The organism is Micromonospora sp. SL4-19, assembly GCF_047921475.1.
GTDB lineage: Bacteria > Actinomycetota > Actinomycetes > Mycobacteriales > Micromonosporaceae > Micromonospora.
Genome location: NZ_JBLROB010000002.1, coordinates 22,142 through 45,569, shown reverse-complemented (window position 1 = coordinate 45,569; position 23,428 = coordinate 22,142). Strand labels below are relative to the sequence as shown.

At 73.4% G+C, this 23,428-nt stretch carries 17 protein-coding genes; 3 read left to right on the top strand and 14 right to left on the bottom strand.

The window, feature by feature from the left end:
* Nucleotides 1-141 precede the first annotated feature (141 nt).
* Nucleotides 142-519 (top strand): PH domain-containing protein, encoded by a 378-nt coding sequence (locus ACNAVT_RS04050; protein ID WP_416292942.1) that lies wholly within the window; start codon nt 142-144, stop codon nt 517-519.
* 37 nt (nt 520-556) lie between these two features.
* Here ACNAVT_RS04050 and ACNAVT_RS04045 read toward each other — a convergent pair whose 3' ends face one another.
* Nucleotides 557-1,483 (bottom strand): 2-hydroxyacid dehydrogenase, encoded by a 927-nt coding sequence (locus ACNAVT_RS04045; protein WP_416292940.1) that lies wholly within the window; start codon nt 1,481-1,483, stop codon nt 557-559.
* A 68-nt stretch (nt 1,484-1,551) separates the two neighbouring features.
* Between ACNAVT_RS04045 and ACNAVT_RS04040 the strand changes: the two genes are divergently transcribed.
* Complete coding sequence (locus ACNAVT_RS04040; protein ID WP_416292938.1) at nt 1,552-2,724, top strand: PQQ-dependent sugar dehydrogenase; 1,173 nt, start codon at nt 1,552-1,554, stop codon at nt 2,722-2,724.
* A 93-nt stretch (nt 2,725-2,817) separates the two neighbouring features.
* Complete coding sequence (locus tag ACNAVT_RS04035) at nt 2,818-4,485, top strand: metallophosphoesterase family protein (RefSeq protein ID WP_416292937.1); 1,668 nt, start codon at nt 2,818-2,820, stop codon at nt 4,483-4,485.
* Between the two features lie 67 nt (nt 4,486-4,552).
* Here ACNAVT_RS04035 and ACNAVT_RS04030 read toward each other — a convergent pair whose 3' ends face one another.
* From ACNAVT_RS04030 to ACNAVT_RS03970, 13 genes are all read right to left on the bottom strand, one after another.
* Nucleotides 4,553-6,928 carry a transketolase-like TK C-terminal-containing protein gene (locus ACNAVT_RS04030; protein WP_416292935.1) on the bottom strand — a complete coding sequence of 792 codons (2,376 nt, stop codon included), beginning with the start codon at nt 6,926-6,928 and terminating at the stop codon, nt 4,553-4,555.
* A 121-nt stretch (nt 6,929-7,049) separates the two neighbouring features.
* Nucleotides 7,050-8,549 (bottom strand): Asp-tRNA(Asn)/Glu-tRNA(Gln) amidotransferase subunit GatB, encoded by a 1,500-nt coding sequence (gene gatB / locus ACNAVT_RS04025; protein ID WP_416292934.1) that lies wholly within the window; start codon nt 8,547-8,549, stop codon nt 7,050-7,052.
* Nucleotides 8,550-8,789: 240 nt separating this feature from the next.
* Complete coding sequence (locus tag ACNAVT_RS04020) at nt 8,790-10,097, bottom strand: Ig domain-containing protein (RefSeq protein ID WP_416293566.1); 1,308 nt, start codon at nt 10,095-10,097, stop codon at nt 8,790-8,792.
* A gap of 232 nt (nt 10,098-10,329) precedes the next feature.
* The gene (gene gatA / locus ACNAVT_RS04015) at nt 10,330-11,805 is read right to left on the bottom strand and encodes an Asp-tRNA(Asn)/Glu-tRNA(Gln) amidotransferase subunit GatA (protein WP_416292932.1); all 1,476 of its coding nucleotides are present in this window, start codon (nt 11,803-11,805) and stop codon (nt 10,330-10,332) included.
* The gene (gatC, locus tag ACNAVT_RS04010; protein WP_089008968.1) at nt 11,802-12,107 is read right to left on the bottom strand and encodes an Asp-tRNA(Asn)/Glu-tRNA(Gln) amidotransferase subunit GatC; all 306 of its coding nucleotides are present in this window, start codon (nt 12,105-12,107) and stop codon (nt 11,802-11,804) included. Before gatC ends, gatA begins: the two co-directional genes overlap by 4 nt.
* 153 nt (nt 12,108-12,260) lie before the next feature.
* A complete protein-coding gene (locus ACNAVT_RS04005; RefSeq protein ID WP_416292930.1) occupies nt 12,261-13,229 on the bottom strand; it encodes a hypothetical protein in 969 nt (322 codons plus the stop codon).
* Nucleotides 13,230-13,259: 30 nt separating this feature from the next.
* Entirely contained in the window at nt 13,260-15,794 is a 2,535-nt protein-coding gene (locus ACNAVT_RS04000; RefSeq protein WP_416292929.1) for a putative bifunctional diguanylate cyclase/phosphodiesterase, read from the bottom strand.
* A gap of 162 nt (nt 15,795-15,956) precedes the next feature.
* Entirely contained in the window at nt 15,957-18,092 is a 2,136-nt protein-coding gene (ligA, locus tag ACNAVT_RS03995; RefSeq protein WP_416292927.1) for an NAD-dependent DNA ligase LigA, read from the bottom strand.
* A 248-nt stretch (nt 18,093-18,340) separates the two neighbouring features.
* Nucleotides 18,341-19,354, bottom strand: a complete 1,014-nt coding sequence (locus tag ACNAVT_RS03990; RefSeq protein WP_416292925.1) for an ADP-ribosylglycohydrolase family protein — start codon at nt 19,352-19,354, stop codon at nt 18,341-18,343.
* Nucleotides 19,355-19,385: 31 nt separating this feature from the next.
* Nucleotides 19,386-19,754 (bottom strand): VOC family protein, encoded by a 369-nt coding sequence (locus ACNAVT_RS03985; protein ID WP_416292924.1) that lies wholly within the window; start codon nt 19,752-19,754, stop codon nt 19,386-19,388.
* A 35-nt stretch (nt 19,755-19,789) separates the two neighbouring features.
* Entirely contained in the window at nt 19,790-20,794 is a 1,005-nt protein-coding gene (locus tag ACNAVT_RS03980; RefSeq protein ID WP_416292922.1) for a methionine synthase, read from the bottom strand.
* A gap of 305 nt (nt 20,795-21,099) precedes the next feature.
* Nucleotides 21,100-22,173 carry a tRNA 2-thiouridine(34) synthase MnmA gene (mnmA, locus tag ACNAVT_RS03975; RefSeq protein ID WP_416292920.1) on the bottom strand — a complete coding sequence of 358 codons (1,074 nt, stop codon included), beginning with the start codon at nt 22,171-22,173 and terminating at the stop codon, nt 21,100-21,102.
* A gap of 37 nt (nt 22,174-22,210) precedes the next feature.
* Nucleotides 22,211-23,386, bottom strand: a complete 1,176-nt coding sequence (locus ACNAVT_RS03970) for a cysteine desulfurase family protein (RefSeq protein ID WP_416292918.1) — start codon at nt 23,384-23,386, stop codon at nt 22,211-22,213.
* Nucleotides 23,387-23,428: the final 42 nt, after the last annotated feature.

Below are 23,428 nucleotides of genomic sequence, written 5' to 3'. Positions count from 1 at the left end.
CCGGTACGGCCATGCCGATGAACGATTCCGGACGCGTCCGGCAACGCGGCACCGCGCGTGATGTCGGTCACACCTGTGCCGCCGATCGCCCCCGTTCCGCCCGCCGGGGGTGGGCCGGATCCGGGGTGCGATCATCGGAGGATGAGCCGCGCCGCCACCGTCCGTTTCCGCCACAACCAGGCCATCCTGGTCGCCGCGATCGTCGCGCTCCTCGGCGCGCTGCCGCTGGCCACCGCCAACTGGTGGTTGCTCTGGGTGCTGCTGATCCCGCTCGCGGTCATCGTCTGGGCGTGGCGGGCCGGCACCGACGCGGACTCCCGCGAGCTGCGGCTGCGGGCGCTCACCGGGCAGCGGCGGATCCCCTGGGACCGGGTCGCCGAGCTGACCGGCGACGCACGCGGTCGGGGTGTCGTCCGGCTCGACGACGGGGAGCTGCTCGTGCTCCCCGCCGTACGCACCGACGACCTGCCCCGGCTGGTCTCCGCCACCGGGCAGGAACTGTCCGACAGCGCCGGCTGACCCGACCGGGCCGGATCAGCCGGATCAGCCGGACCGGTCAGTAGCCGCCCACCACCTGGTTCACCAGCGGCTCGCCGGCCGCGAACCGCCGCAACTGCTCCCCCACCAGCCGGTACGCCCGCGGCAGCAGGCCGCGGACCGAGCCGGCGACGTGCGGGGTGATCAGGACGTTCGGCAGCTCCCAGAGCGGATGGTCGGCGGGCAGCGGCTCGGGGTCGGTGACGTCCAGCGCGGCCCGTAGCCGTCCGGAGGCCAGCTCGGCGACCAGCGCCTCGGTCCGGGCCACCGGGCCGCGGGCGGCGTTGACCAGCAACGCGCCGTCCGGCATCGCGGCGAGGAACTTCTCGTCGACCAGCCCCCGGGTCTGCTCGGTCAACGGCACCAGCAGCACCACCACGTCCGCCTCGGGCAGCAGGGCGGGCAGCTCGTCCACCCCGTACACCCCCTCGGCGGGACGCGGGCTGCGGGCGACCAGGGTGAAGGTCACCTCGAACGGAGCCAGCCGGGCCTGGACCGCCGCGCCGATCGACCCCGCGCCGACGATCAACACCCGCTTGCCGGCCAGCTCGTCGGTCGGGGCCACCTCGTGGTACGCCCACTCGTGGCGCGCCTGGGCCCGGGCCAGCGGGCCGAAGCCGCGCAGCGCGGACAGGATCGCCGTGACCACCCACTCGGCGGTGCTCGAGTCGTGCACGCCCCGGGCGTCGCAGAGCGTCACCCCGGCGGGGATCCGCCCCACCCAGGCGTCCGCCCCCGCTGACAGGAGCTGCACCACCGCCAGATCGGGCAGCTCGGCCAGCAGCGCGCCGGCGTCCGACGCGGCGAGGAACGGCGGCACCCAGAAGCGCACGTCGGCCGGGGACGACGGGAGCCGGGTCGGGTCCTCCAGCAACTCCACGGTGATGCCCGGGGGCAGCTCGCCGAGGAGAGCGTGACCGGCCCGGTGCGGAATCCATACCTTCACGACCGCCGACGATAGCCGCGCGCCCGCGAGGCCGGACGGCCGGCCGCAGCCCGGCTACGCTGGGGCGGGTGAGCGCCCGTCCCCCGTATCCCCGCACCGGCCGCCTCCGGGTGGCCCTGGCGGCGCCGTGCGCGGCGCTGCTGCTGGGCACCGCCGGCTGCGCCTTCGGCGAGCCGGACCCCGACCCGGCCGGCGAGCCGCCGAACCTGCCGACGCCCTCGGCGACGGCCGGCCCCGGCGGCGGGCAGCAGGTGGTCGCCACGGTGCTGGCCAAGGGGCTGGCGGTGCCGTGGGCGATCGCCTTCCTGCCCGACGGCGGCGCGCTGGTGACGGAACGCGACAGCGGGCGGATCCTCCAGGTCGGCCCGGCGTCCGCGCCGGAGGGGATGAAGGTCGCCGTGGTGCAGACCGTGCCGGACGTGGCGGCCGGCGGCGAGGGCGGGCTGCTCGGCATCGCGGTCTCCCCGTCGTACGTGAAGGACCGCACGGTCTTCGTCTACTACACCACCAACCAGGACAACCGGATCGCGAAGCTGCAGCTGGGCGGGGCTCCCACCCCGGTCCTCACCGGCATCCCCAAGGCCGGAAACCACAACGGCGGCGGCCTGGGCTTCGGTCCGGACGGCTTCCTCTACGCCAGCACGGGCGACGCCGGGAAGACGGCCAACGCGCAGGACCCGAAGAGCCTCGGCGGCAAGATCCTGCGGATCACCGCGGACGGCAGGCCGGCGCCGGGCAACCCCACCCCTGGCTCCCCGGTCTGGTCGCTGGGGCACCGCAACGTCCAGGGCTTCGCCTGGACCTCGGCCAAGCGGATGTACGCCGTGGAGTTCGGCCAGAACACCTGGGACGAGATCAACGAGATCCAAAAGGGCGGCAACTACGGGTGGCCGCAGGTCGAGGGGCGCGGCGACGACCGGCGCTACGTCGACCCGATCGTGCAGTGGCGCACCGCCGACGCGTCGTGCTCCGGGCTGGCCGCGACGGACCGCCTGCTGGTCACCGCCTGCCTGCGCGGGCAGCGGCTCTGGCTGGTCGAGCTGGCCCCGAACGGCACTGTCCTCGGCCAACCGCACGAGCTGCTGAACGGCAGGTACGGCCGGCTCCGGGCCGCCGCGGTCGCCCCGGACGGCTCGGTCTGGGTGAGCACCTCCAACCGGGACGGGCGGGGCAGGCCGGCCGCGGAGGACGACCGGATCCTGCGGCTGGTCTTCGCCGACGGCGGCGCCGGACGCAGCTGATCGATCGGCCCGATCGACCCCCAGCCGCGCCGGTTGAGCAGGATCGGGCTTCCCGCAGGTTTTCCAAGATCCTTCACAGGGCAGGATTTGAGTATGGACGGCCAGGAGAACGAGCAGCGCAACATCGGGGGCGAGGTGACCCCGGAGACCGTGCGCGCCCGCCGCCGCTGGAGGCTGCGACCGCGGATCGGGCGGCCGGGCGTCCGGCTGCGCCGGCTCGGTACGGTACTGGCCCTGCTCGTGGTCACCCTGGCCGGGACCGTCGGCGGCACGTACGCCGGCGGGCACCTGGGCACCGACATCGGGCCGTTCCGCGCGCAGATCAGCCTGACCCCGTCGCTGAGCGGGGGCACCACCATCGCCGTGCCCCCGCTGGGCGCACTGCTGCTGGACAGCCACAACGGGCCGGCCTACCTGACCGTGGAGCTGGGCTCGCTGGACCAGCGGCGTACCGAGGCGCTGCTCGACGACCCGGCGAGCATCAGCCGGGCCAGCCAGTCCGCGGTCGAGGACGTCCGCGCCGGGGTGATGCGTCTCGGGCTGAAGACGCTCGCGTCGGCGGTGCTGGCCACCCTGCTGCTGGCCGGGCTGGTCTTCCGGGACGTGCGCCGGATGGCCTGGGCCGGCGGCATGGCGCTGGTGATCACCGCCGGCAGCCTCGGGCTGGCCGTCGCCACGATCCGCCCACAGTCGATCGAGGAGCCCCGCTACGAGGGGCTGCTGGTCAACGCGCCGGCGATCGTCGGCGACGCGCGGCGGATCGCCAACGACTACACCAAGTACGCCGAGCAGCTCCAGCGGATGGTCGGCAACGTCAGCAAGCTCTACACCACCGTCTCCGCGCTGCCGGTGTACGAGCCGGCGCCCGGCACCACCCGGGTACTGCACGTCTCCGACATGCACCTCAACCCGACCGGCTGGTCGCTGATCCGGACCATCGTCGAGCAGTTCGGCATCGACGTCGTGATCGACACCGGGGACATCACCGACTGGGGCAGCGAGCCCGAGGCGTCCTTCGTCGGCTCGATCGGTCTGCTCAAGAAGCCGTACGTCTACATCCGCGGCAACCACGACTCGGCGCGGACGGCCGCGGCGGTGGCCCAGCAGCCGAACGCGATCGTGCTGGACAACTCGACGACCACGGTGTCCGGGCTGACCATCGCCGGCATCGGCGACCCGCGGTTCACCCCCGACAAGGAGACCTCGCCGGCCGGCAGCGGGCTCACCCCGCAGGTCGCCGACCAGGTGATCGGGGCCGGCGAACAGCTCGCCACCACGGTGGTCAACTCGCCGAAGCAGGTGAACATCGCGTTGGTGCACGACCCGGCCTCCGCCGGGCCGCTCTCCGGCACCACCCCGCTGGTGCTAGCCGGGCACACCCACGTGCGGCAGGTGTCGAAGCTGCCGGAGGTGCCCGGCAAGCAGCCGACGCAGCTCATGGTGGAGGGCTCCACCGGTGGTGCCGGGCTGCGCGGCCTGGAGGGCGAGAAGCCCACCCCGCTGACCATGACGGTGCTCTACTTCGACCAGCAGAAGCTGCTCCAGGCGTACGACGACATCACCGTGGGCGGCACCGGTCAGTCGCAGGTGAACCTGGAACGGCACGTGATCCAGGAGCCGGAGAAGGGCGCCCAGGTGCCGGTCACCCCGACGCCCAGCCGGGGTGGGCCGGTGTCGCCCGTCCCGCCGGGTGAGTCGGTGTCGCCCACCCCGACCGGTGAGTCGGAGTCGCCGGCCCCGACGCCCACCGCCACTCGCTGATCCGCCCGGGCGCGCCGTCGGCCGGCGAGGAGTCTCCTCCGCGGGCCGACGGCGAGCGCGCGGACGGTCAGCGCAGCGACAGCGCGGCCAGGGCGGCGTTGACAATGCTGCCGGGCAGCAGGTCGTGCAGCTCGTACAGCTCCTGGACGCTGCCGGACTGGCCGAACTCGTCCACCCCGAGCGGCACCGCCGGGGCGCCGAGCGCCGAGCCGAGCCAGGCCATCGCGTGCGAGGCGGCGTCGTGCACGGTCACCACCGGCACCCGGTCGGCGAAGGCGGACCGCAGGGCATCGGGCACGCTCGGCACGGTCGCCGTCCGTACCCCCTGGCGCAGGGTCCGCTGCCAGGCGCGGTAGAGCCGGTCCAGCGAGGTGACGTCCACCACGTGCGCGGCCACTCCCTCGTCAGCCAGCTCCGCGGCGGCGGCCAGGACCTCGGGCAGCACCGCGCCGGAGGCGGCGAGCTGCACGACCGGGGCATCCGCCAGATGCGGGTAGGCCTCGTGCGCGTCCACCAGCCGGTACGCCCCGGCGACCACCTGCCGGCGCAGCACCGCGTCGCCGATCCGGGCCCGGGCCGCCTCGAACGGCGCCTGGTCGATCGGGCGGGTGCTGAGCCGGAAGTAGTACGCCCCGTCCTCGGCGGGCGCGGCGGTGGCGGCGGGTGCCGGTCCCCCGGCGATCTGGCCGAGCGCGTCACAGAGCAGCCAGTCGAGGCTGCCGGCGTACGCGGGCTCGAGGAAGGTGACGCCGGGCAGCTCCAGGCCGACGGAGGCGGTGATGGTGGACTGGTGGGCGCCGCCCTCCGGCGCGAGGGTGATGCCGGACGGGGTGCCGGCGACCACGAACCGGGAGCCGGAATAGGTGCCGTAGAGGAATGCGTCCAGGCCGCGCAGCACGAACGGGTCGTAGACCGTGCCGATCGGCAGCAGCGGCTGCCCGGACAGGTCCCACGACAGGCCGAGCTGGCCGAGCAGCAGGAACAGGTTCATCTCGGAGATGCCCAGCTCGATGTGCTGGCCCGCCGGGCTCTCCGTCCAGCGCAGCATCCGGTCCTCGGTCCAGGAGCGCTGCGCGGTGGGGGCGAAGACGCCGGTCTTGTTGATGAAGCCGGCCAGGTTGGTGGAGGTGGCCACGTCCGGCGCGGTGGTGACCAGGTAGGGGGCCACGTTCTCGTCCCGGGCCAGGTCGACCAGCACCCGGCCGAAGACCTCCTGAGTGGAGACGGGCTTGTTCGCACGTACCTTGGTGGCCTCCGGGACGGTGACCCCCAGCGCCCGCTCGCGGGGCGTGCGGGACAGCGTCTCCCGGCGCTCGCCGGCCCGGATGCCGGCCGGGGACGCCGGGTCGAGGCGGTCCCACTCGGTCTCGCGAGTCAGGCCCTGCCCGGCGCGCAACGCCTCGACCTGCTCGGTGGTGAGCAGCGCCGAATGGTTGCGCGGGTTGCCGGCGATGGGCAGGCCCCACCCCTTGACGGTGTAGGCGAAGATCACGCTGGGCCGGTCGGTGACCGCGTCGCACTGCGCGTACGCGTCGAGCATCGCCGCCAGGTCGTGGCCGCCGAGGTCGGTGACGAGCGGGCCCAGCTCGTGGTCGGGGATGTCGGCGATGAACTCGGCGATGCCGGCCGGAGCGCCGTCGAGGAACTGCTTGCGCAGGGCCGGGCCGGTCAACGCGAACAGCGACTGGTACTGCTCGTTCGGCATCAGGTCGATCCAGTCGCGCAGCGCCTCGCCGCCCGGCCGGGCGTACGCGCCCGGCCGGGCGTACGCCTCGGCGAGCTTGCGGCCGTACTTGACCTCGACGACGTGCCAGCCGGCGGCCTCGAACTGGCCCCGCCACTGGTTGATCCGCACCCCTGGGACGACCCGGTCGAGCGACTGGCGGTTGAAGTCGACCAGCCACATCACGTTGCCCAGGCCGGTGGTGGCCGGATCGGCGACGGCCTCCCAGATGTTCCCCTCGTCCAGCTCGGCGTCGCCGATCAGGGCGATGAAGCGGGAGCGTGGCCGGGCGCCGAAGTGCGCGTCGACGTAGCGGCGGGTGGCCGCGGCGAACAGCGGCGCGGCGGCGCCCAGACCGACCGAGCCGGTGGAGAAGTCCACCCCGTCCGGGTCCTTCGTCCGCGACGGGTACGACTGCAACCCGCCCCGCGCCCGCAGCTTCGGCAGGTACGACCGGTCCAGGTTGCCGAGCAGGTACTGGATGGCGTGGAAGACCGGCGAGGCGTGCGGCTTGACCGCGACGCGGTCCTCGGCGTCGAGGTGGGCGAACCAGAGCGCGGTCATCGCGGTGACCAGCGACGCGCTCGACGCCTGGTGGCCGCCGACCTTCACCCCGTCGCCGGTGTTCCGGTCGTGGTTGGCCGCGTCGACGATGCGGGTGGCGAGCCAGAGCACCCGCCGCTGGATCTCGTCGAGGACATCAAGGTCGTGCTGGTTCACGATGACTCCATCCGGGCGTCGCCGTTGACGCCCTCGCGAGGGGGTGGCGCGGGTCGCGCGCGCACTCGACATGGCCGGAGGCCGCCGCCGGGTCACGACGGCGGCCTCCGGGGGGTGGGACTCAGCCCTGGGCGCCGAGACGCTCCAGGATCAACTCACGGACGGTCTTGGCGTCCGCCTGGCCGCGGGTGGTCTTCATGACCGCGCCGACCAACGCGCCGGCCGCGGCGACCTTGCCGCTGCGGATCTTGTCCGCGACGTCCGGGTTGGCGGCGATCGCCTCGTCCACGGCGGCGGTGAGCGCGCCGGTGTCGGAGACCACCTCCAGGCCCCGGTTGGTCATGATCTCGGTCGGCGAGCCCTCGCCGGCCACCACGCCCTCCAGGACGGCGCGCGCCAGCTTGTCGTTGAGCTTGCCTGCGTCGACGAGGCTCTGCAGCTCGGCGACCTGAGTCGGGGTGGCCCCGACGTCGGCCAGCTCCACACCGGTCTCGTTGGCCCGCCGCGACAGCTCACCCAGCCACCACTTGCGGGCGGCGGCCGGGGTGGCGCCGGCGGCGACGGTTGCCTCGATCAGCTCGACCGCGCCGGCGTTGACCACCGACTGCATGTCCAGGTCGGACAGGCCCCACTCCTGCTGGAACCGCTTGCGCCGCAGCCGCGGCAGCTCCGGCAGGGCGGCCTTCAGCTCGGCCACCCAGGCCTGGTCCGGCGCGAGCGGGACCAGGTCCGGCTCCGGGAAGTACCGGTAGTCGGTGGCGGTCTCCTTGGACCGGCCGGGCGTGGTGTCCCCGGTCTCCTCGTGGAAGTGCCGGGTCTCCTGGGTGATCTTGCCGCCGGCGTCGAGCACCGACGCCTGGCGCAGCATCTCCGAGCGGACCGCCCGCTCGACCGAACGCAGCGAGTTGACGTTCTTGGTCTCGGTGCGGGTGCCCCACTCCTCGCCCGGCTTGTTCAGCGAGGTGTTGACGTCACAGCGCAGCGAGCCCTCCTCCATCCGGACGTCGGAGACGCCCAGCGAGCGGATCACGTCGCGCAGCTCGGTGACGTACGCCCGGGCCACCTCCGGCGCGAGCGAGCTGGTGCCGGGGATCGGCTTGGTCACGATCTCGACGAGCGGGATGCCGGCCCGGTTGTAGTCGACCAGCGACTCGGTCGCGCCGTGGATCCGGCCGGTGGCACCGCCGACGTGCAGCGTCTTGCCGGTGTCCTCCTCGAGGTGCACCCGCTCGATGCCGATCCGCACCGTCTCACCGTTGACCTCGACGTCCAGGTAGCCGTCGACGCAGAGCGGCTCGTCGTACTGGCTGATCTGGAAGTTCTTCGGCATGTCCGGGTAGAAGTAGTTCTTCCGGGCGAACCGGCACCACTGCGCGATCGAGCAGTTCAGCGCCAGCCCGATCCGAATGGTCGCCTCGATGGCGGCCTTGTTGGCCACCGGCAGCGAGCCGGGCAGGCCCAGGCAGACCGGGCAGACCCGGGTGTTCGGCGCGCCACCGAAGTCCGTCGGGCAGCCGCAGAACATCTTGGTGTTCGTGCCCAGCTCGACGTGGGTCTCCAGGCCGATCACCGGTTCAAAGCGCGCGACGACCTCGTCGTACGCGGGCAGTGTCGTCGTCATGAGAACTCCAGCTTTCGGGCGGCATCCGGAATCAACGTGCCCAAGCCTAGTGCGGTGCCCACCGGCGCTCACCGGGTGTCCGGTGGTTGTGGTGGATCCTCGCCGTGCGGGCGACCGGCTACCCACCCGCGGCCGGCGGGGCGGCCCTCGGGTGGCCAACTGATTCCCCCCGCCGCCCGGGTGGGCGGCGGGGGGTCACGTCAGGATCGGCCGCTCGGCCGGTCCCGCTCCGGCCGGGTGTCAGCCACCCGTCGTGAACCGCTGGCGGCGGGCGCGGACCACGAGCAGCAGGATCCCGCCGAGGGCGATCGCTGCGACGCCCAGCAACAGGATGGCGCTCGTGTCAGATCCGGTCACCGGAAGCCCCGTGCCGTGCGTGGCCGACGGCGACGGCGCCGGCGATGTCGGCGTCACCGTCGGTGTCGGTGTCGACGAGGGCGGTGCAGCGGCGATGACGACGGTCACCTCGGCCGTGTCGCTCGACGCGGTACCGGTCGCCTTCACCGTGAAGGTGAAGCTGCTCGCGGACTCGGGGGTGCCACTGAGCACGCCGTCCCGGGCCAGGGTGAGCCCGTCGGGCAGGTCGCCGGCGGCCAGGCTGAACTTGATGTTGGAGTCACCAGTGGCCGTGAACCGGAACGAGTACGCCTCGCCGACCGTGCCCGCGGGCGGATCGCCCGACGTGATGGTGGTGGCCGGGTCGGCGATGACGACCGTGACGTCCTGGTCGGCGAAGAAACCGTTCGCGTCGGTCACCCGGACCCCGAACGTGTAGCTGCCCGGGGTGGTCGGCGTCCCCGAAAGGTTGCGCGAGAGCGACGACAGCGCCATACCCACCGGCAACGACCCCGACCGCAGCGAGGCCGAATACGGGGCTGTGCCACCCGAGGCCGTGAACGTGTGCGTCGGGTACGGCTGACCGGTGTACCAGGGCGAGGTGGGGGTGCCCGAGGTGATGGTGATGGTCGGCGCGACCACCTTGATGGTGACGCTCTGGTCGGCGAAGAAGCCGTTCGCGTCGAGCACCCGGACCTCGAAGGTGTAGGTGCCCGGGGTGGTCGGCGTCCCCGACAAGGTGCGCGAAACCGACGCCAGCGCCATACCCACCGGCAGCGAGCCCGACCGGAGTGCCACGGTGTACGGGGCGCTGCCACCCGACGCGTTGAACGTGTGCGTCGGATACGGCTCGTACGCGGTGACCGGCGAGGTGGGGGTGCCCGAGGTGATGGTGATCTTTGGCGCGACCACCTCGACGGTGACGCTCTGGTCGGCGAAGGAGCCGTCGGCATCGGTCATCCGGATGCCGAAGGTGTAGCTGCCCGGGGTGGTCGGCGTACCCGACAACTTCCCCGTCACCGACGCCAGCGACATCCCCACCGGCAGCGACCCCGACCGCAGCGCCACGCTGTACGGCGCGGTGCCGCCCGACGCCGTGAACGTGTGCGTCGGATACGGCTCATAGGCGGTGACCGGTGAGGTGGGGGTACCCGAGGTGATGGTGATCGTCGCGGCAGCCGCCGGCTGCGCCGTGCCGAAAAGCAGCACCATTAGCACCGAAAAATCATGATCGGCCGCAGCTTCTTCATCACCCGTCCAGGAATTGATCGACAGCGCCATTCGCCAGTGGAAACAGACGCTATCCAATCAGGACGAGTGGCGAGGCGAAATGGACCGAACGGTGACAGCGCGTCGCCGATTCGCGTTGCGATTCGGTTCCGCACAAACGGCCGGCGCCGACGGGGAGTCTCCCGTCGGCGCCGGCCTTGGCGGTGTGTGCGCGTCAGAGCGCGGGCGGGGTGAACGTGCCGACCACGGACTCCAGGGCGGCGGCGACCCGGTACATCCGGTCGTCGGCCATCGTCGGAGCCATGATCTGGAGACCGACCGGCAGCCCCTCGGAGAGGCCGCACGGGACCGAGATGGCCGGCCCACCGTAGAGGTTGGTCGGGATGGTGAACAGGTCGGCCAGGTACATCTGATAGGGGTCGGAGGTGCGCGCCCCGATCGGGAAGGCCACGAACGGGGTGGTCGGCGAGATCAGCGCGTCCACCTGCTCGAACGCCGCGGTGAAGTCCCGGGTGATCAGGGTGCGGACCTTCTGCGCCTGCCCGTAGTAGGCGTCGTAGTAGCCCGAGGAGAGCGCGTACGTGCCGATCATGATGCGCCGCTTCACCTCGGGGCCGAAACCGGCCTCGCGGGTCAGCGACATGACCTCCTCCAGCGACCGGTTGCCGTCGTCGCCGACCCGCAGGCCGAACCGGACGCCGTCGAACCGGGCGAGGTTCGAGGAGCACTCGCTCGGCGCGATCAGGTAGTACGCCGGCAGCGCGTACTTGAAGTGCGGGCAGGAGACCTCGACGATCTCGGCCCCCAGCTTGGCCAGGGCCTCGACGGACTCGCGGAACGCGGCCAGCACGCCCGGCTCGGCGCCCTCGCCGGTGAACTCGGTGACCACGCCGAGCCGCACCCCGGTCAGGTCGCCGGTCGCGCCGAGCTTCGCCGCGCCGACCACGTCCGGCACCGCGGCCGGGATCGAGGTGGAGTCGCGCGGGTCGTGGCCGCCGATCACCTGGTGCAGCAGCGCGGCGTCCAGCACCGTACGGGCGCACGGACCGGGGGTGTCCAGCGAGGAGGAGAACGCGACCAGGCCGTATCGGGAGGTGCCGCCGTAGGTGGGCTTCGCGCCGACCGTGCCGGTGACCGCGCCGGGCTGGCGGATCGAGCCACCGGTGTCCGAGCCGATCGACAGCGGTGCTTCGTATGCGGCCAGCGCCGCGGCGCTGCCCCCGCCGGAGCCACCAGGGATGCGGTCGAGATCCCACGGGTTGTGGGTCGGGCCGTACGCGGAGTATTCCGTGGAGGAGCCCATCGCGAACTCGTCCATGTTGGTCTTGCCGAGCATCACCGTGCCCGCGTCGCGCAGCCGCTGCACGATCGTCGCGTCGTACGGCGGGCGCCAGCCCTCCAGGATCTTCGAGCCGACGGTGGTCGGGACGCCCTTGGTGGTGAGCACGTCCTTCACGGCGACCGGCACGCCGGCCAGCGGACCCAGCTCCGCACCGGCGGCCCGGCGCTCGTCGACCGTGCGGGCGGCGGCCAGCGCGCCCTCGGCGTCGACGTGCAGGAAGGCGTGCACGCGGTCGTCGACGGCGGCGATCCGGTCCAGGTGGGCGCGGGTCACCTCGACGGCGGAGGTCTCCCCGCTCGCGACGAGCCCCGCGATCTCGGTCGCGGTGAGCCTGGTCAGGTCACTCATGAAGCCACATCCTCATCCAGGATCCGCGGGACGCGGAACCGCTGCTCCTCGGCGTCGGGCGCACCCGACAGCGCCTCCTGCGGGGTCAGCCCGGGCACCACCACGTCCTCGCGGAGGACGTTGGTCAGCGGCACCGAGTGCGAGGTCGGCGGGATGTCCGCCGCGGTGACCTCGCCGACCTGGGCGACCGACTGGAGGATCACGTCGAGCTGGCCGGCGAAGGTGTCCAGCTCCTCCTCGGTGACGGCGAGCCGCGACAGTCGCGCGAGGTGCGCGACCTCCTCGCGGGAGATGGCGGCCATGACGACCCCTTCCTGGCTGCGTGCTGCTTGCCGACCTGCCTCGCGGTGGGCGCAGGTGGTGACGTGCCGAGTCTATGTGTCGGGACCTCCGGCGGCGCCTCCGGCTCCCCGACCACCGTCACCCGGCCCGAACCGTCGGCCCCGACCCCACTGCTAGAGCGGGAGCTTCGCTCGCGCCTCATCGGCCATGTCCTCGATGGCCCGCCACTCCTCGTCGATGGTCGCCAGCTGGGCCGCGTTCGTGTCGAGGAACGCGGGCAACAACTGGCCGACGCGCGTCATGGCGGCGCGCCAGGCACCGGCCCGGCAGGTCTTGTCCGCCGCCACGGCGGACTCCTTGTACGAGACGGCCGATGGCCACTGCGCGGACCGGGGGCCCAACGGCGCTCCGTCCGCGCCGGCGAACCTGTTTCGTACGGAGGCTCGCAGTTCATCCAGGTCGTGCACCGGGAAACCCCTCCCCGCCATGCAGTCGGCGTACGACTCCATCGCGGCTGCGACCTTTCCGTCCTCGCCGACCTTCTCCACCATCTGGTGAAACCTGCCGCTCACCGCAGTCGCCGTCGCCGGCGTGAACCGGTCGACGTAGGTGTCGGTCGGCGGCTCACATGACCCGACCTTGGCCTGGTAGCGCGGCCGCTCGCCTTCGGGAAGCGCCTCGGACCCGGGATTGCGGTGTTCCGGTACTGCGGCGGCGGCAGCCAGCGAGGTGACCAGTTGCCCCAGCACCGAGTCCGCGCCCGGCTCCACGATCGCGGACACGTCGCTGGGCAGCGCGACGTGGGCAAGCCCTCGGTAGGGCTCGTGGAACGGCGGCGGGGCGTAGGCGTAACCCTCCGCCGAGACACACTTCTTGATCGGCTCCTGGTAGGCGACGTAGGTCAGCACGTCGGAGGCGCCGCGCTGCCGCACGTTCCCGTTGATGCGCTCGTAGAGATCAAGGAGATCGGCTCCGATTGCGGCGGCGGCCGTGCCGCTGACCGTGGGGGTCGACGTGCACCCGGCGGTGGTGAACGTCAGGGCCAGCCCGGAAGCCAGCAGGGCGGCCAGAGATCGACGGTGACGCGACGACGGTCCCGAGAGGCGTCGCCGCGCAACCGAGGCGGGCTTGGCAGCCCTCATCCTGACTCCCCTCAACCAGGCACCTGCTGCTCACCTCGGACGGTCGCCACCGGCCGGATGGACCGGACGGTACCGGGACAGCCACGCGACCAACTCCTCGGCCGGCATCGGCCGGGCGTGGAACCACCCCTGGGCCACGTCGCAGCCGGCCGCGTGCAGCAGCCGCCAGGTGCGTTCGTCCTCGACCCCCTCGGCCACCACCCGCAGCCCGAGCGCCGCGGCCAGCTCGATCATCGACCGGACGATCGCCGCGTCGTCCGGGTCCTCGGCCATCCCGAGGACGAACGACCGGTCCACCTTCACCTCCGACAGCGGCAGCCGGCGCAGGTGCTGCAGTGACGAGTACCCGGTGCCGAAGTCGTCCAGCGCGATGCCGACGCCGATCCGGTGCAGCTGGGAGATGCTGGCCAGCACCCGCCGGGGATCGGCCATCAGGGCACCCTCGGTGATCTCCACCTGGAGGCGGTCCGGCGGGAGGCCGTACCCGGCGAGGCGGTCGGCGATCTGCTCGGCGATCTCGCCGGTGTGCAGGTCACGGACGCTGACGTTGAGCGCGGCGCGCAGCGTGATCCCGGCCGCCGACCACTTCGCCACCTGCTCCACCACGTCGTCCACCACCCGCCGGGTGAGCAGCCGCATCACCGCGCTCTGCTCGGCGACCTGGATCAGCTCCCCCGGGTCGACCATGCCGCGGCGCGGGTGTCGCCAGCGCAGCAGCGCCTCCACCCCCACGACCTCGCCGGTGGCGATCTCGATCTGTGGCTGGTAGTACATGGTGATCTCGCCCGGATCCCCGGCCGGATCGTCCGCGCCGTCGGTCACCCCGAGGTTGCCGGGCAGGCTGCCGCCGGACACCTCGGGTGGTCGCCCGCCGGCGTCCGCCGGGCTGAGGGACTCGTCCGGCCCGGTCGTCGTCCCCGGCGATCCGTCCAGCTCGGGCGGCGCGTCGGCGCGGGCCACGCCCGTCGGCCCGTCGAACGAGACCGCCCGGGCCGCCCGGCGGCGGATCGGATCGGCGTTCGTGACGATCCGGTTGATCAACTCGTCGTCGTGCTGTGCGTCGAGCCGCTCCCGGCGCCGCCACAGCCGCCACCACGCCGACGCGTCGCCGGGCCGGGCGGCGCTGCCATCCCGGCCACCGTTGGGCGGGGCGCCGTCGGCCCGACCCGCACGGACCGGCGCGGTGAGACCGGGGTCCGGAGCGAGGGTGGCGCCGTCGCCCCCGCGCACGCCGAGCGGCTTCTCGGCGGACACGGCCGGCGTGGTCTCCAGGACCCGGCGCAGGTCGGCCAGGAGGCTGAGCCGCTCGGCGGAGTTGTGGTCGGACTCGGCCGCGTAGACGGCCACGGTGTCGTTACGGTGCTTCGCGTCGTACATGGCCACGTCGGCGTGGCGCATCAGGGTGGCGAAGTCCTCGCCGTGGTCGGGGAAGAGGGCGATGCCGATCGAGCCGCCCACGTCCAGCGGCAGCCCGTCCAGCGGGACCGGCTCGGCGAGCGCGGCGACCACCCGGTCGGCCAACTCGCGGGCCTGGTCGGTCCCGGTGAGCCGGGGCACGACGATGGCGAACTCGTCGCCGCCGAGGCGGGCCACCAGGTCGCCCTCGCCCACCACCTCGGTCAGCCGGGCGCTCACCTCGACCAGCAGCCGGTCCCCCACCGAGTGCCCGAGGGCGTCGTTGACGTGCTTGAACCGGTCCAGGTCGAGCAACAGCAGGGCCAGGTGCGCATCCGGCTCGCCCCGGGCGGCCCGCTCGGCGTGCAGGTGCACCTGCTCCGCCACCTCGGCCAGCATCGCCTTGCGGTTGGGCAGCCCGGTGAGCGGGTCGAGTGCCGCCAGCTGCTCCCGCTCGGTGGAGAGCCGGGCCATCCGGTAGACGGCGAACAGCGGCACCAGCACCAGCGGTATCAGTGCCGCGCTGGCCCGGGCGGCGGCGACCAGCACCGGAGCGAGCAGCAGCAACGAGCCGGTGGACAGCAGTTCGTACGCCAGACCGAGCCGGACGCTGGGCCACCAACGGTCGCCGAAGCGCAGCCGGATCGCCGAGTTGACCAGGCCGTAGTTGACCGCGAACCAGGCCGCGGTGGCGCCACCCACCGCCGCCACATCCGTCCAGTGCAGCCGCCCGCCGTAGAACAGGTCGCCGGGACCGAGCCGGGTGACCGCGTACGCGGCGGCGAGCGCGCAGGCGTACTGGGCTCCGTTGAAGGCGGTCCGCCACAGGGCGTACCCCATCCGCCAGCCGGAGACGGCCACCGCCACGGCCTGCACGGCGACCGCCGGGCCGAGCCCCCAACCGAGCAGGATCGCGAAGGTGAAGCAGGTGGACGGGAAGACCGCCGAGGATCGCCGCCGACCGGGCGGGACGAACGGCCGGGCGTCACCGACGACAGCGAGCGCCGCCATGGTCCAGAAGGCCGCCGGCAGCCCGGACAGCCGGTCGGGCAGCCCGGCCAGCGGCCCGGCCGACACGAGCACGGCCAGCACGCCGACCGCGACGACGAAAGCGAAGAACGGCGCACCCCGCCCGGGCGGAACGGAGTTTCGCGGGTCGCCGGTCTCCATCGCACCTCCCGGGCGGCAGCGGCATGCGCCGTCCACACGCCGTAGGCCAATGAAACGCCCTCGGTGCCGATTTCCCCGACACGACAGTCACGAATCGGTCGTAGTCGTAACTAAGTTGGTATACGCGATCAGGTCCCTTCGAGCTTCACATTGAACCTGGCCTCAGCCCTCGACGCGGGCCACCTCCCGGGCCGCGTCCGGGCCGGACTCCAGCAGCACCCGGAAGCCCTCCTCGTCGAGGACCGGCACCTTGAGACTGGCCGCCTTGTCGGCCTTGGACCCGGGGTTGTCCCCGACCACCACGAAGCTGGTCTTCTTGGAGACCGAGCCGGTGACCTTGCCACCCTGGGACTGGATCGCCTCGGACGCCTGGTCGCGGCTGAACCCGGTCAGGGTGCCGGTCACCACCACGGTCACACCCTCCAGCAGGCGCGGCCCCTCCTCGCCGGCTTCCTCGGCCATTCGTACGCCGGCCTCGGCCCATTTGCGCACCACCTCGCGGTGCCAGTCGACGGCGAACCACTCCTTGATGCTGGCGGCGATGGTCGGGCCGACGCCGTCCACCGAGGACAGCTCCTCCTCGCCCGCCGCCTCGATCGCGTCGATCGAGCGGAAGTGCCGGGCAAGGCTCTGCGCCGCCTTCGGGCCGACGTGCCGGATGGAGAGCGCCACCAGCACCCGCCACAGGTCCCGCTCCTTGACCACGGCCAGGTTCTCCAGCAGCTTGGTGGCGTTGCTGCCCAGGCTGCCGTCCTTGTTGACGAAGAACGGCGAGCGGGCGAGCTGCTCGGCGTCGAGCTGGAAGAGGTCACCCTCGTTGGTGATGATCTGGCCGTCCAGCAACGCGGCGGCGCTCTTCTCGCCGAGCGCCTCGATGTCGAGCACCTTGCGGTCGGCCAGGTAACTGACCCGCTCGCGGATCTGGCCCGGACAGTTGCGCGCGTTGGGGCAGCGGATGTCGACGTCGCCCTCCTTGGCCGGCGCGAGCGGCGTGCCGCAGGCCGGGCAGGTGGTGGGCATGACGAACGCGTGGACATCGGCGGGTCGCAGGTCGACCACCGGGCCGAGCACCTCGGGGATCACGTCGCCGGCCTTGCGCACCACCACCGTGTCGCCGATCAGCACGCCCTTGCGCTCCACCTCCTGGGCGTTGTGCAGGGTGGCGTACGCGACGGTGGAGCCGGCCACCTTGACCGGCTGGAGCAGGGCTCGTGGCGTCACCCGGCCGGTCCGCCCGACCTCGACGTCGATGTCGAGCAGCTTGGTGGTCACCTCCTCCGGCGGGTACTTGAAGGCGATCGCCCAGCGCGGCGCGCGGCTGGTCGAGCCGAGCCGACCCTGGATGGAGACCGGATCGACCTTGACCACCACGCCGTCGATCTCGTGCTCGACGTCGTGCCGGTGCTTGCCGTAGAAGGCGATGTAGTCGGCGACCCCGGCCAGGTCGGGGACCACCCGCCAGCGGTCGCTGGTGGGCAGCCCCCACGCCTTCAGCGCCGCGTACGACTCGGACTGCGCGGCCGGCTGGAAGCCCTTGCGGGCGCCGATGCCGTGCACCACCAGGCGCAGCGGCCGGGAGGCGGTCACCCGGGGGTCCTTCTGCCGCAGGCTGCCGGCGGCGGCGTTGCGTGGGTTGGCGAACGGCGCCTTGCCCTGCTCGACCAGGCCGGCGTTGAGGTCGGCGAAGCCGGCGACCGGGAAGTAGATCTCGCCGCGCACCTCCAGGAACTCCGGCACGTCCGGGAAGCCGTCGGAGGGGGTCAGCCGGGCCGGCACGTCCCGGATGCTGCGCACGTTGGCGGTGACGTCCTCGCCGGTGCGCCCGTCGCCACGGGTGGCGGCCCGGACCAGCCGGCCCTTCTCGTAGGTCAGGTTGATGGCCAGGCCGTCGACCTTCAGCTCGCACAGGTAGGGTGCGGGGCCGCCGGCGTCCCGCTCGACCCGCTCGGCCCACGCGGCGAGCTCCTCGTCGGCGAAGGCGTTGTCCAGCGAGAGCATCCGCTCGGCGTGGGTGACCGGGGTGAAGTCGGTGGAGAAGGTGCCGCCGACCCGCTGGGTCGGCGAGTCGGGGGTGCGCAGCGCCGGGTACTCCGCCTCCAACGCCGCCAGCTCGCGCAACTGCCGATCGAACTCGGCGTCGGAGATGGTCGGCGCGTCGAGCACGTAGTAGCGGTACTGGTGCTCGGTGAGCTCCTGGCTCAGCGTGGCGTGCCGCTCCCGCACCTCCGGGGTCGGCTCGGCGCCCGCCGCCGTCTCCTGCGCGGGGCTGACCGCCTGGGGAACCGCTTCCTCGGACACGCTGCCGCCTTCGGACACCGCTGTCGACCTCCCGTGATCGTGTTACCCCCGCACCGTAGCGGTTAGGGCTGACAACGCTCCCCCAACCCGCCCTGACCAGGCGCGCGACACCAGCATGCGCCGGGGCGCCGCGCAGCGACCACCCGCCCGGTCACCCGGCCGCGCCGGCCGGTGCCCCGGCTGGGCCGGCACCTGCGACCCCACCCTGTGGCGGCACCTCCGTCGCCTCCCGCACCTCAGCAGCTGAATCAGTCGGCGGGGGTGGCGAGGGTGGTGAGCTGGTCGGCGTACTCGATGCGGGTGCACCAGTCGGCGGGCCAGGCGGACATGCCGTGGGCGGCGCCGACGAAGGCGCCGGCCAGGGCGGCGATCGAGTCCGAGTCACCGGCCGTGGTGGCGCCCCGGGCCAGCGCGCCGACCGGGTCGTCGGCGTGCCACAGGGCACAGAGCAGCGCGGTCGCCAGGGCCTCCTCGGCGACCCAGCCCTCGCCGGTGAGCCGGCACGGGTCGCCACCGTCGTCCGGCCGGTCCAGCGCCGCGTCGAGCCGGCCGAGCACCTGCAGGCAGTCGTCCCAGCCCCGGGCGATGAACTCCTCCGGCGTCCGCCCGCCGGGGCGCTGCCACAGGTCGCCGAGCCAGTCGGCCCGGTAGACCGTCCGCTGCTCCCGGGCCCGTGCCACGAGCAGCCCGGGGAGCTCGGCGAGCGCGGCGCCGTCGCGCAGCAACCGGACCGCGTACGCGGTCAGCTCGCTGGCCGCCAGGCCGGTCGGGTGGCCGTGGGTCAGGCCGGCCTGGAGCTGGGCCAGCCCGGCGAGGGTGTCGAGATCGACGTCGAGCAGCCCGACCGGGGTGACCCGCATGTTGGCGCCGCAGCCCTTCGACTCGGCGATGCTCGCCTCCTGCCAGCGGGTGCCGAGGGACAGCTCGGCACAGGCCCGCAGGCAGGTCATCCCGGGCGCGCGGTTGTTGTCGGGACTGGCCGCCCAGTCCAGGAAGCGCTGCCGCAGCAGCGGCTCCACCACCTGCGGGGTGTACGCCGGCGCGTCGCGCAGCGCCCAGGCCACCGCGAGCGCCATCTGGGTGTCGTCGGTGACCAGCGCCGGGTCGCCCGCCAGCTCCCGGGGGCCGGCCGGACCGTACCGGCGGACGATCTCGGCGACGGTCAGGAACTCGGTGGGCTTGCCCAAGGCATCGCCGTAGGCGAGGCCGAAGAGCGAACCGGAGGCGCGGCGCGGCGAAGAGTCGATCACGATGGCGATCATGCATCGCCGAGGCAAGCCGCGCCGGCGGCGGTCAGTCCCAGCAGAGGCAGAACGGGTGCCCGGCCGGGTCGGCATAGACCCGGAACCCGTCACCCTCGCCGGGCAGCCGCCGTGCGCCCAGCGCCAGCGCCGCCTTCTCCGCGGCCTCGATGTCGTCCACCGTCACGTCGAGGTGGAACTGCTGGGGCCGCTCCGGGTCGGGCCATTCCGGCGCGCGCAGGTTGAGCGCCTGCTGGAAGGCGACCCGCGGCTGGTGCCCCGGCGGGCCGCCGAGCACCACCCATTCGTCGCCGTCGGAGTTGTCCTCGATCAGCGGCAGGCCGAGCAGCTCCGCGTAGAAGCCGGCCAGCGCGCGCGGGTCGGGGCAGTCGATCACGACGGAACGCAGCTGTCCAATCATGCCGGTCATCCTGCCCCGAGGGTGCGACAGGAAACTCACTCCTCGAAGAGCCGGCGACCGGCGTCCCGGCAGGCGGTGAGGACCGCGCGGGCGAACCCCGGGGTGGCCCCGGCCAGACCGCAGGCGGGCGTGACCACCACCTGTTCGGCGAGCCGGCGGCGGGGGAAGCCGAGCTGGTCCCAGATCCGGCGTACCCGGTCGGCGACCTGGGCCGACGTCGGGGCGCGACCGCTGGACGCCGGCAGCGCGGGCGCAGCGCCGGCCAGCAGCCCGAGCCCGGCGTCGATCGCCTCGCCGAGCGGGTCCAGGTCGGTGACCAGCCCGAGGTCGATCGCGACGCCGACGGCCCCGGTGGTACGGATCAGCTCCAGCGGCACGTCGGGTGCGCAGCAGTGCACCACGGTCGGCGCCCCGGCCGCCTCGATCACACCGCGCAGCAGCGCGCCGGCGACCCCCGACTCCACCGCCCGGTGCGTGCCGAAACCGCTCTCGGTGGGCACCCGGCCGGCCAGCACCGCCGGCAGCGACGGCTCGTCGAGCTGGAGCAGCACCGACGCACGGGGCAGCCGTCGGGCCACCGCCTCGACGTGCCCGCGCAGCCCCTCGGCGAGCGAACCGGCGAGGTCCCGGACCGCTCCCGGGTCGCGCAGCAGTCGGCCGCCGATCGGCAGCTCCAGCGAGGCGGCCAGGGTGAACGGACCGGCCGCCTGCACCTTGACCGGGCCGACGTACTCCTCGGCCTGCTCGGCGAGCTGGTCGAGGTCACGTTCCATCAGGTCGCGGGCGCGGCGCAGGTCCTTGCCGGGGTGCCGGGCGATCCGCCAGCGGGCCGCGTACAGCTCGATCGGCAGCTCGACGAGGAGGCCGCCGGTCCGGCCGATCAGATCCGCGCCGGGGCCCCGGGCGGGCAGCTCCGGCAGGTGCGGCAGGGCCGGCAGCTCGCCGAGCACGATGCGCTGCGCTTCGGCGATGTCGGTGCCGGGCAGCGAGCCGATGCCGGTCGCCGCCCCGGCGGGCCAGGGCCAGGTCTGATCAGTCACCGCCGAAGGTTATCGCTCCGCGGCCGACCGGCGACGGGATGCCGACGGCCGGCGGGGCCGCACCGGCGGGTGCACGACCACCTCGGCGGGCACTACGAACTTGATGACGTGGATGATTCAGCGACTCGGCAGTACCGCCGCAGGGCACCAGCCTTGGCGCAGCGCCGCCGCGCCGAGCGGGTCTGAGTCGTTCACGACATCAAGTTCGTAGCTTCCGGAGAGGCATGCCTCAGCTGGCCGGGCAGGGCACGGCGGCGCCGAGCGGCGACATCCGGCCACGGCGCGGCCTTCACCGGCCCGTCGACTCAGTCGGAGATGGTGGCGGAGCCGAGCACCACGTCCCCGGCCGGGTCCGGCCGGTACGCCACGATCGCCTGGCCGGCGGCGACCCCGCGGACCGGACGGCCCAGCTCGGCGCGCAGGCCGTCGGAGGTCAGCTCCACGGTGGCCGGCACCACGTCGCCGTGCGCCCGCAGCTGCACCTCGCACTCGATCGGCGCGGTGGGCCGCTCGCCACCGGTCCAGACCGGGCGGGCGGCCCGGACCTGGGCGACCTCCAGTGCCTCGGCCGGGCCGACGACCACGGTGTTGCTCTTCGGGGTGATGGAGAGCACGTAGCGGGGGCGGCCGTCCGGGGCGGGCCGGTCCAGGTGCAGGCCGCGCCGCTGGCCGACGGTGTACTGGTACGCGCCGGTGTGGCTGCCGACCACCGCGCCGGTGAGCGCGTCGACCACGTCGCCCGGAGCCTCGCCGAGCCGCTGGGCGAGGAAACCGCGGGTGTCGCCGTCGGCGATGAAACAGATGTCGTGCGAGTCGGGCTTGTCGGCCACCGCGAGGCCGCGGCGCGCGGCCTCGGCGCGCACCTCGGCCTTGGTCGAGTCACCGAGCGGGAAGATCGACCGGTCGAGCTGCTCCCGGGTCAGCACCGCGAGGACGTACGACTGGTCCTTGGCCTCGTCGACGCTGCGCCGCAGCAGGCCGTCCGGGCCGAGCCGGGCGTGGTGGCCGGTGACCACGGCGTCGAAGCCGAGGGCCACCGCCCGGTCCAGCACCGCCGCGAACTTGATCTTTTCGTTGCAGCGCAGGCACGGGTTCGGGGTACGGCCGGCCGCGTACTCGGCGACGAAGTCGTCCACCACATCGGAGTGGAACCGGTCGGCCATGTCCCAGACGTAGAACGGGATGCCGATCACGTCGGCGGCCCGGCGGGCGTCCCGGGAGTCCTCCAGGGTGCAGCAGCCTCGGGCACCGGTGCGGTAGGTCTGCGGGTTGCGGGCCAGCGCCAGGTGCACGCCGGTCACGTCGTGCCCGGCCGCCACCGCCCGCGCCGCCGCCACGGCGGAGTCCACCCCGCCCGACATCGCCGCCAGAACCCTCACCAGCTCGCTCCCCTCGTCCTCACCGAGCGTATCCGGGTCAACGGGGAGACCGGAGGGCGGCCGCGCGGCGGGCCCGTTCCACCGCGCCGGGCAGCGCGGTGATGAGGGCGTCGACGTCGGCCCTGGTGCTGGTGTGCCCGAGGGTGAACCGCAACGACGACCGCGCCCGGTCGTCGTCGGCACCCATCGCCAGCAGCACGTGCGAGGGCTGGGCCACCCCGGCGGAGCAGGCCGAGCCGGTCGAGCAGGCGATGCCCTGCGCGTCCAGGAGGAGCAGCAGCGCATCCCCCTCGCAGCCCGGGAAGGAGAAGTGCGCGTTGCCGGGGAGTCGGTCGACCGGGTCGCCGTTGAAGACCACCTCGGGGACCGCCCGCCGGACCCGCTCCACCAGTTCGTCGCGGAGCGCGGCGACCCGGGCCGCGTACTCCTGCTGGCCCTTCACCGCGGCATCGACGGCGACCGCGAAGGCCACGATGCCGGCGGTGTCGAGGGTGCCGGAGCGGACGTCGCGCTCCTGGCCGCCGCCGTGCAGCAGCGGGGTGGCGGCGACGTCCCGGGCCAGCAACAGCGCGCCGACCCCGTTCGGGCCGCCGAGCTTGTGCCCGGTGACGGTGAGCGCGGACACGCCGCTGGCGGCGAAGTCGACCGGCACCTGGCCGACCGCCTGCACCGCGTCGGTGTGGAACGGCACCCCGTGCTCCGCGGCGACCGCGGCGAGCCCGGCCACCGGCTGCACGGTGCCCACCTCGTTGTTCGCCCACATGGCGGTGACCAGGGCCACCCGCTCGCCGTACGCGGCCAACTCGGCGCGGAGCCACTCCGGATCGAGCCGGCCGACGGCGTCGACGGGCAGCCGGCCGACCTCGGCGCCCTCCTGCCCGGCCAGCCAGTCGACCGCGTCCAGCACCGCGTGGTGCTCGACGGCGCTGGAGACCACCCGGATCCGCCCGGAGTGGGTGGCGCGGCGGGCCCAGAAGACGCCCTTCACGGCGAGGTTGTCGCTCTCCGTGCCACCCCCGGTGAAGATCACCTCGGACGGGCGGGCGCCGAGCGCGGCGGCCACCCGCTCGCGGGACTCCTCCACCCGGCGCCGGGCCTGCCGGCCCGCCGCGTGCAGCGACGACGCGTTGCCCACCTCGCGGGCCGTGGCGACGTACGCCTCGAGTGCCTCGTCGAGCATCGGGGTGGTCGCCGCGTGATCCAGGTATGCCATCCCCTTCAGCCTAGTGGCCGAGGGTCGCCTCGCCGGATGCCG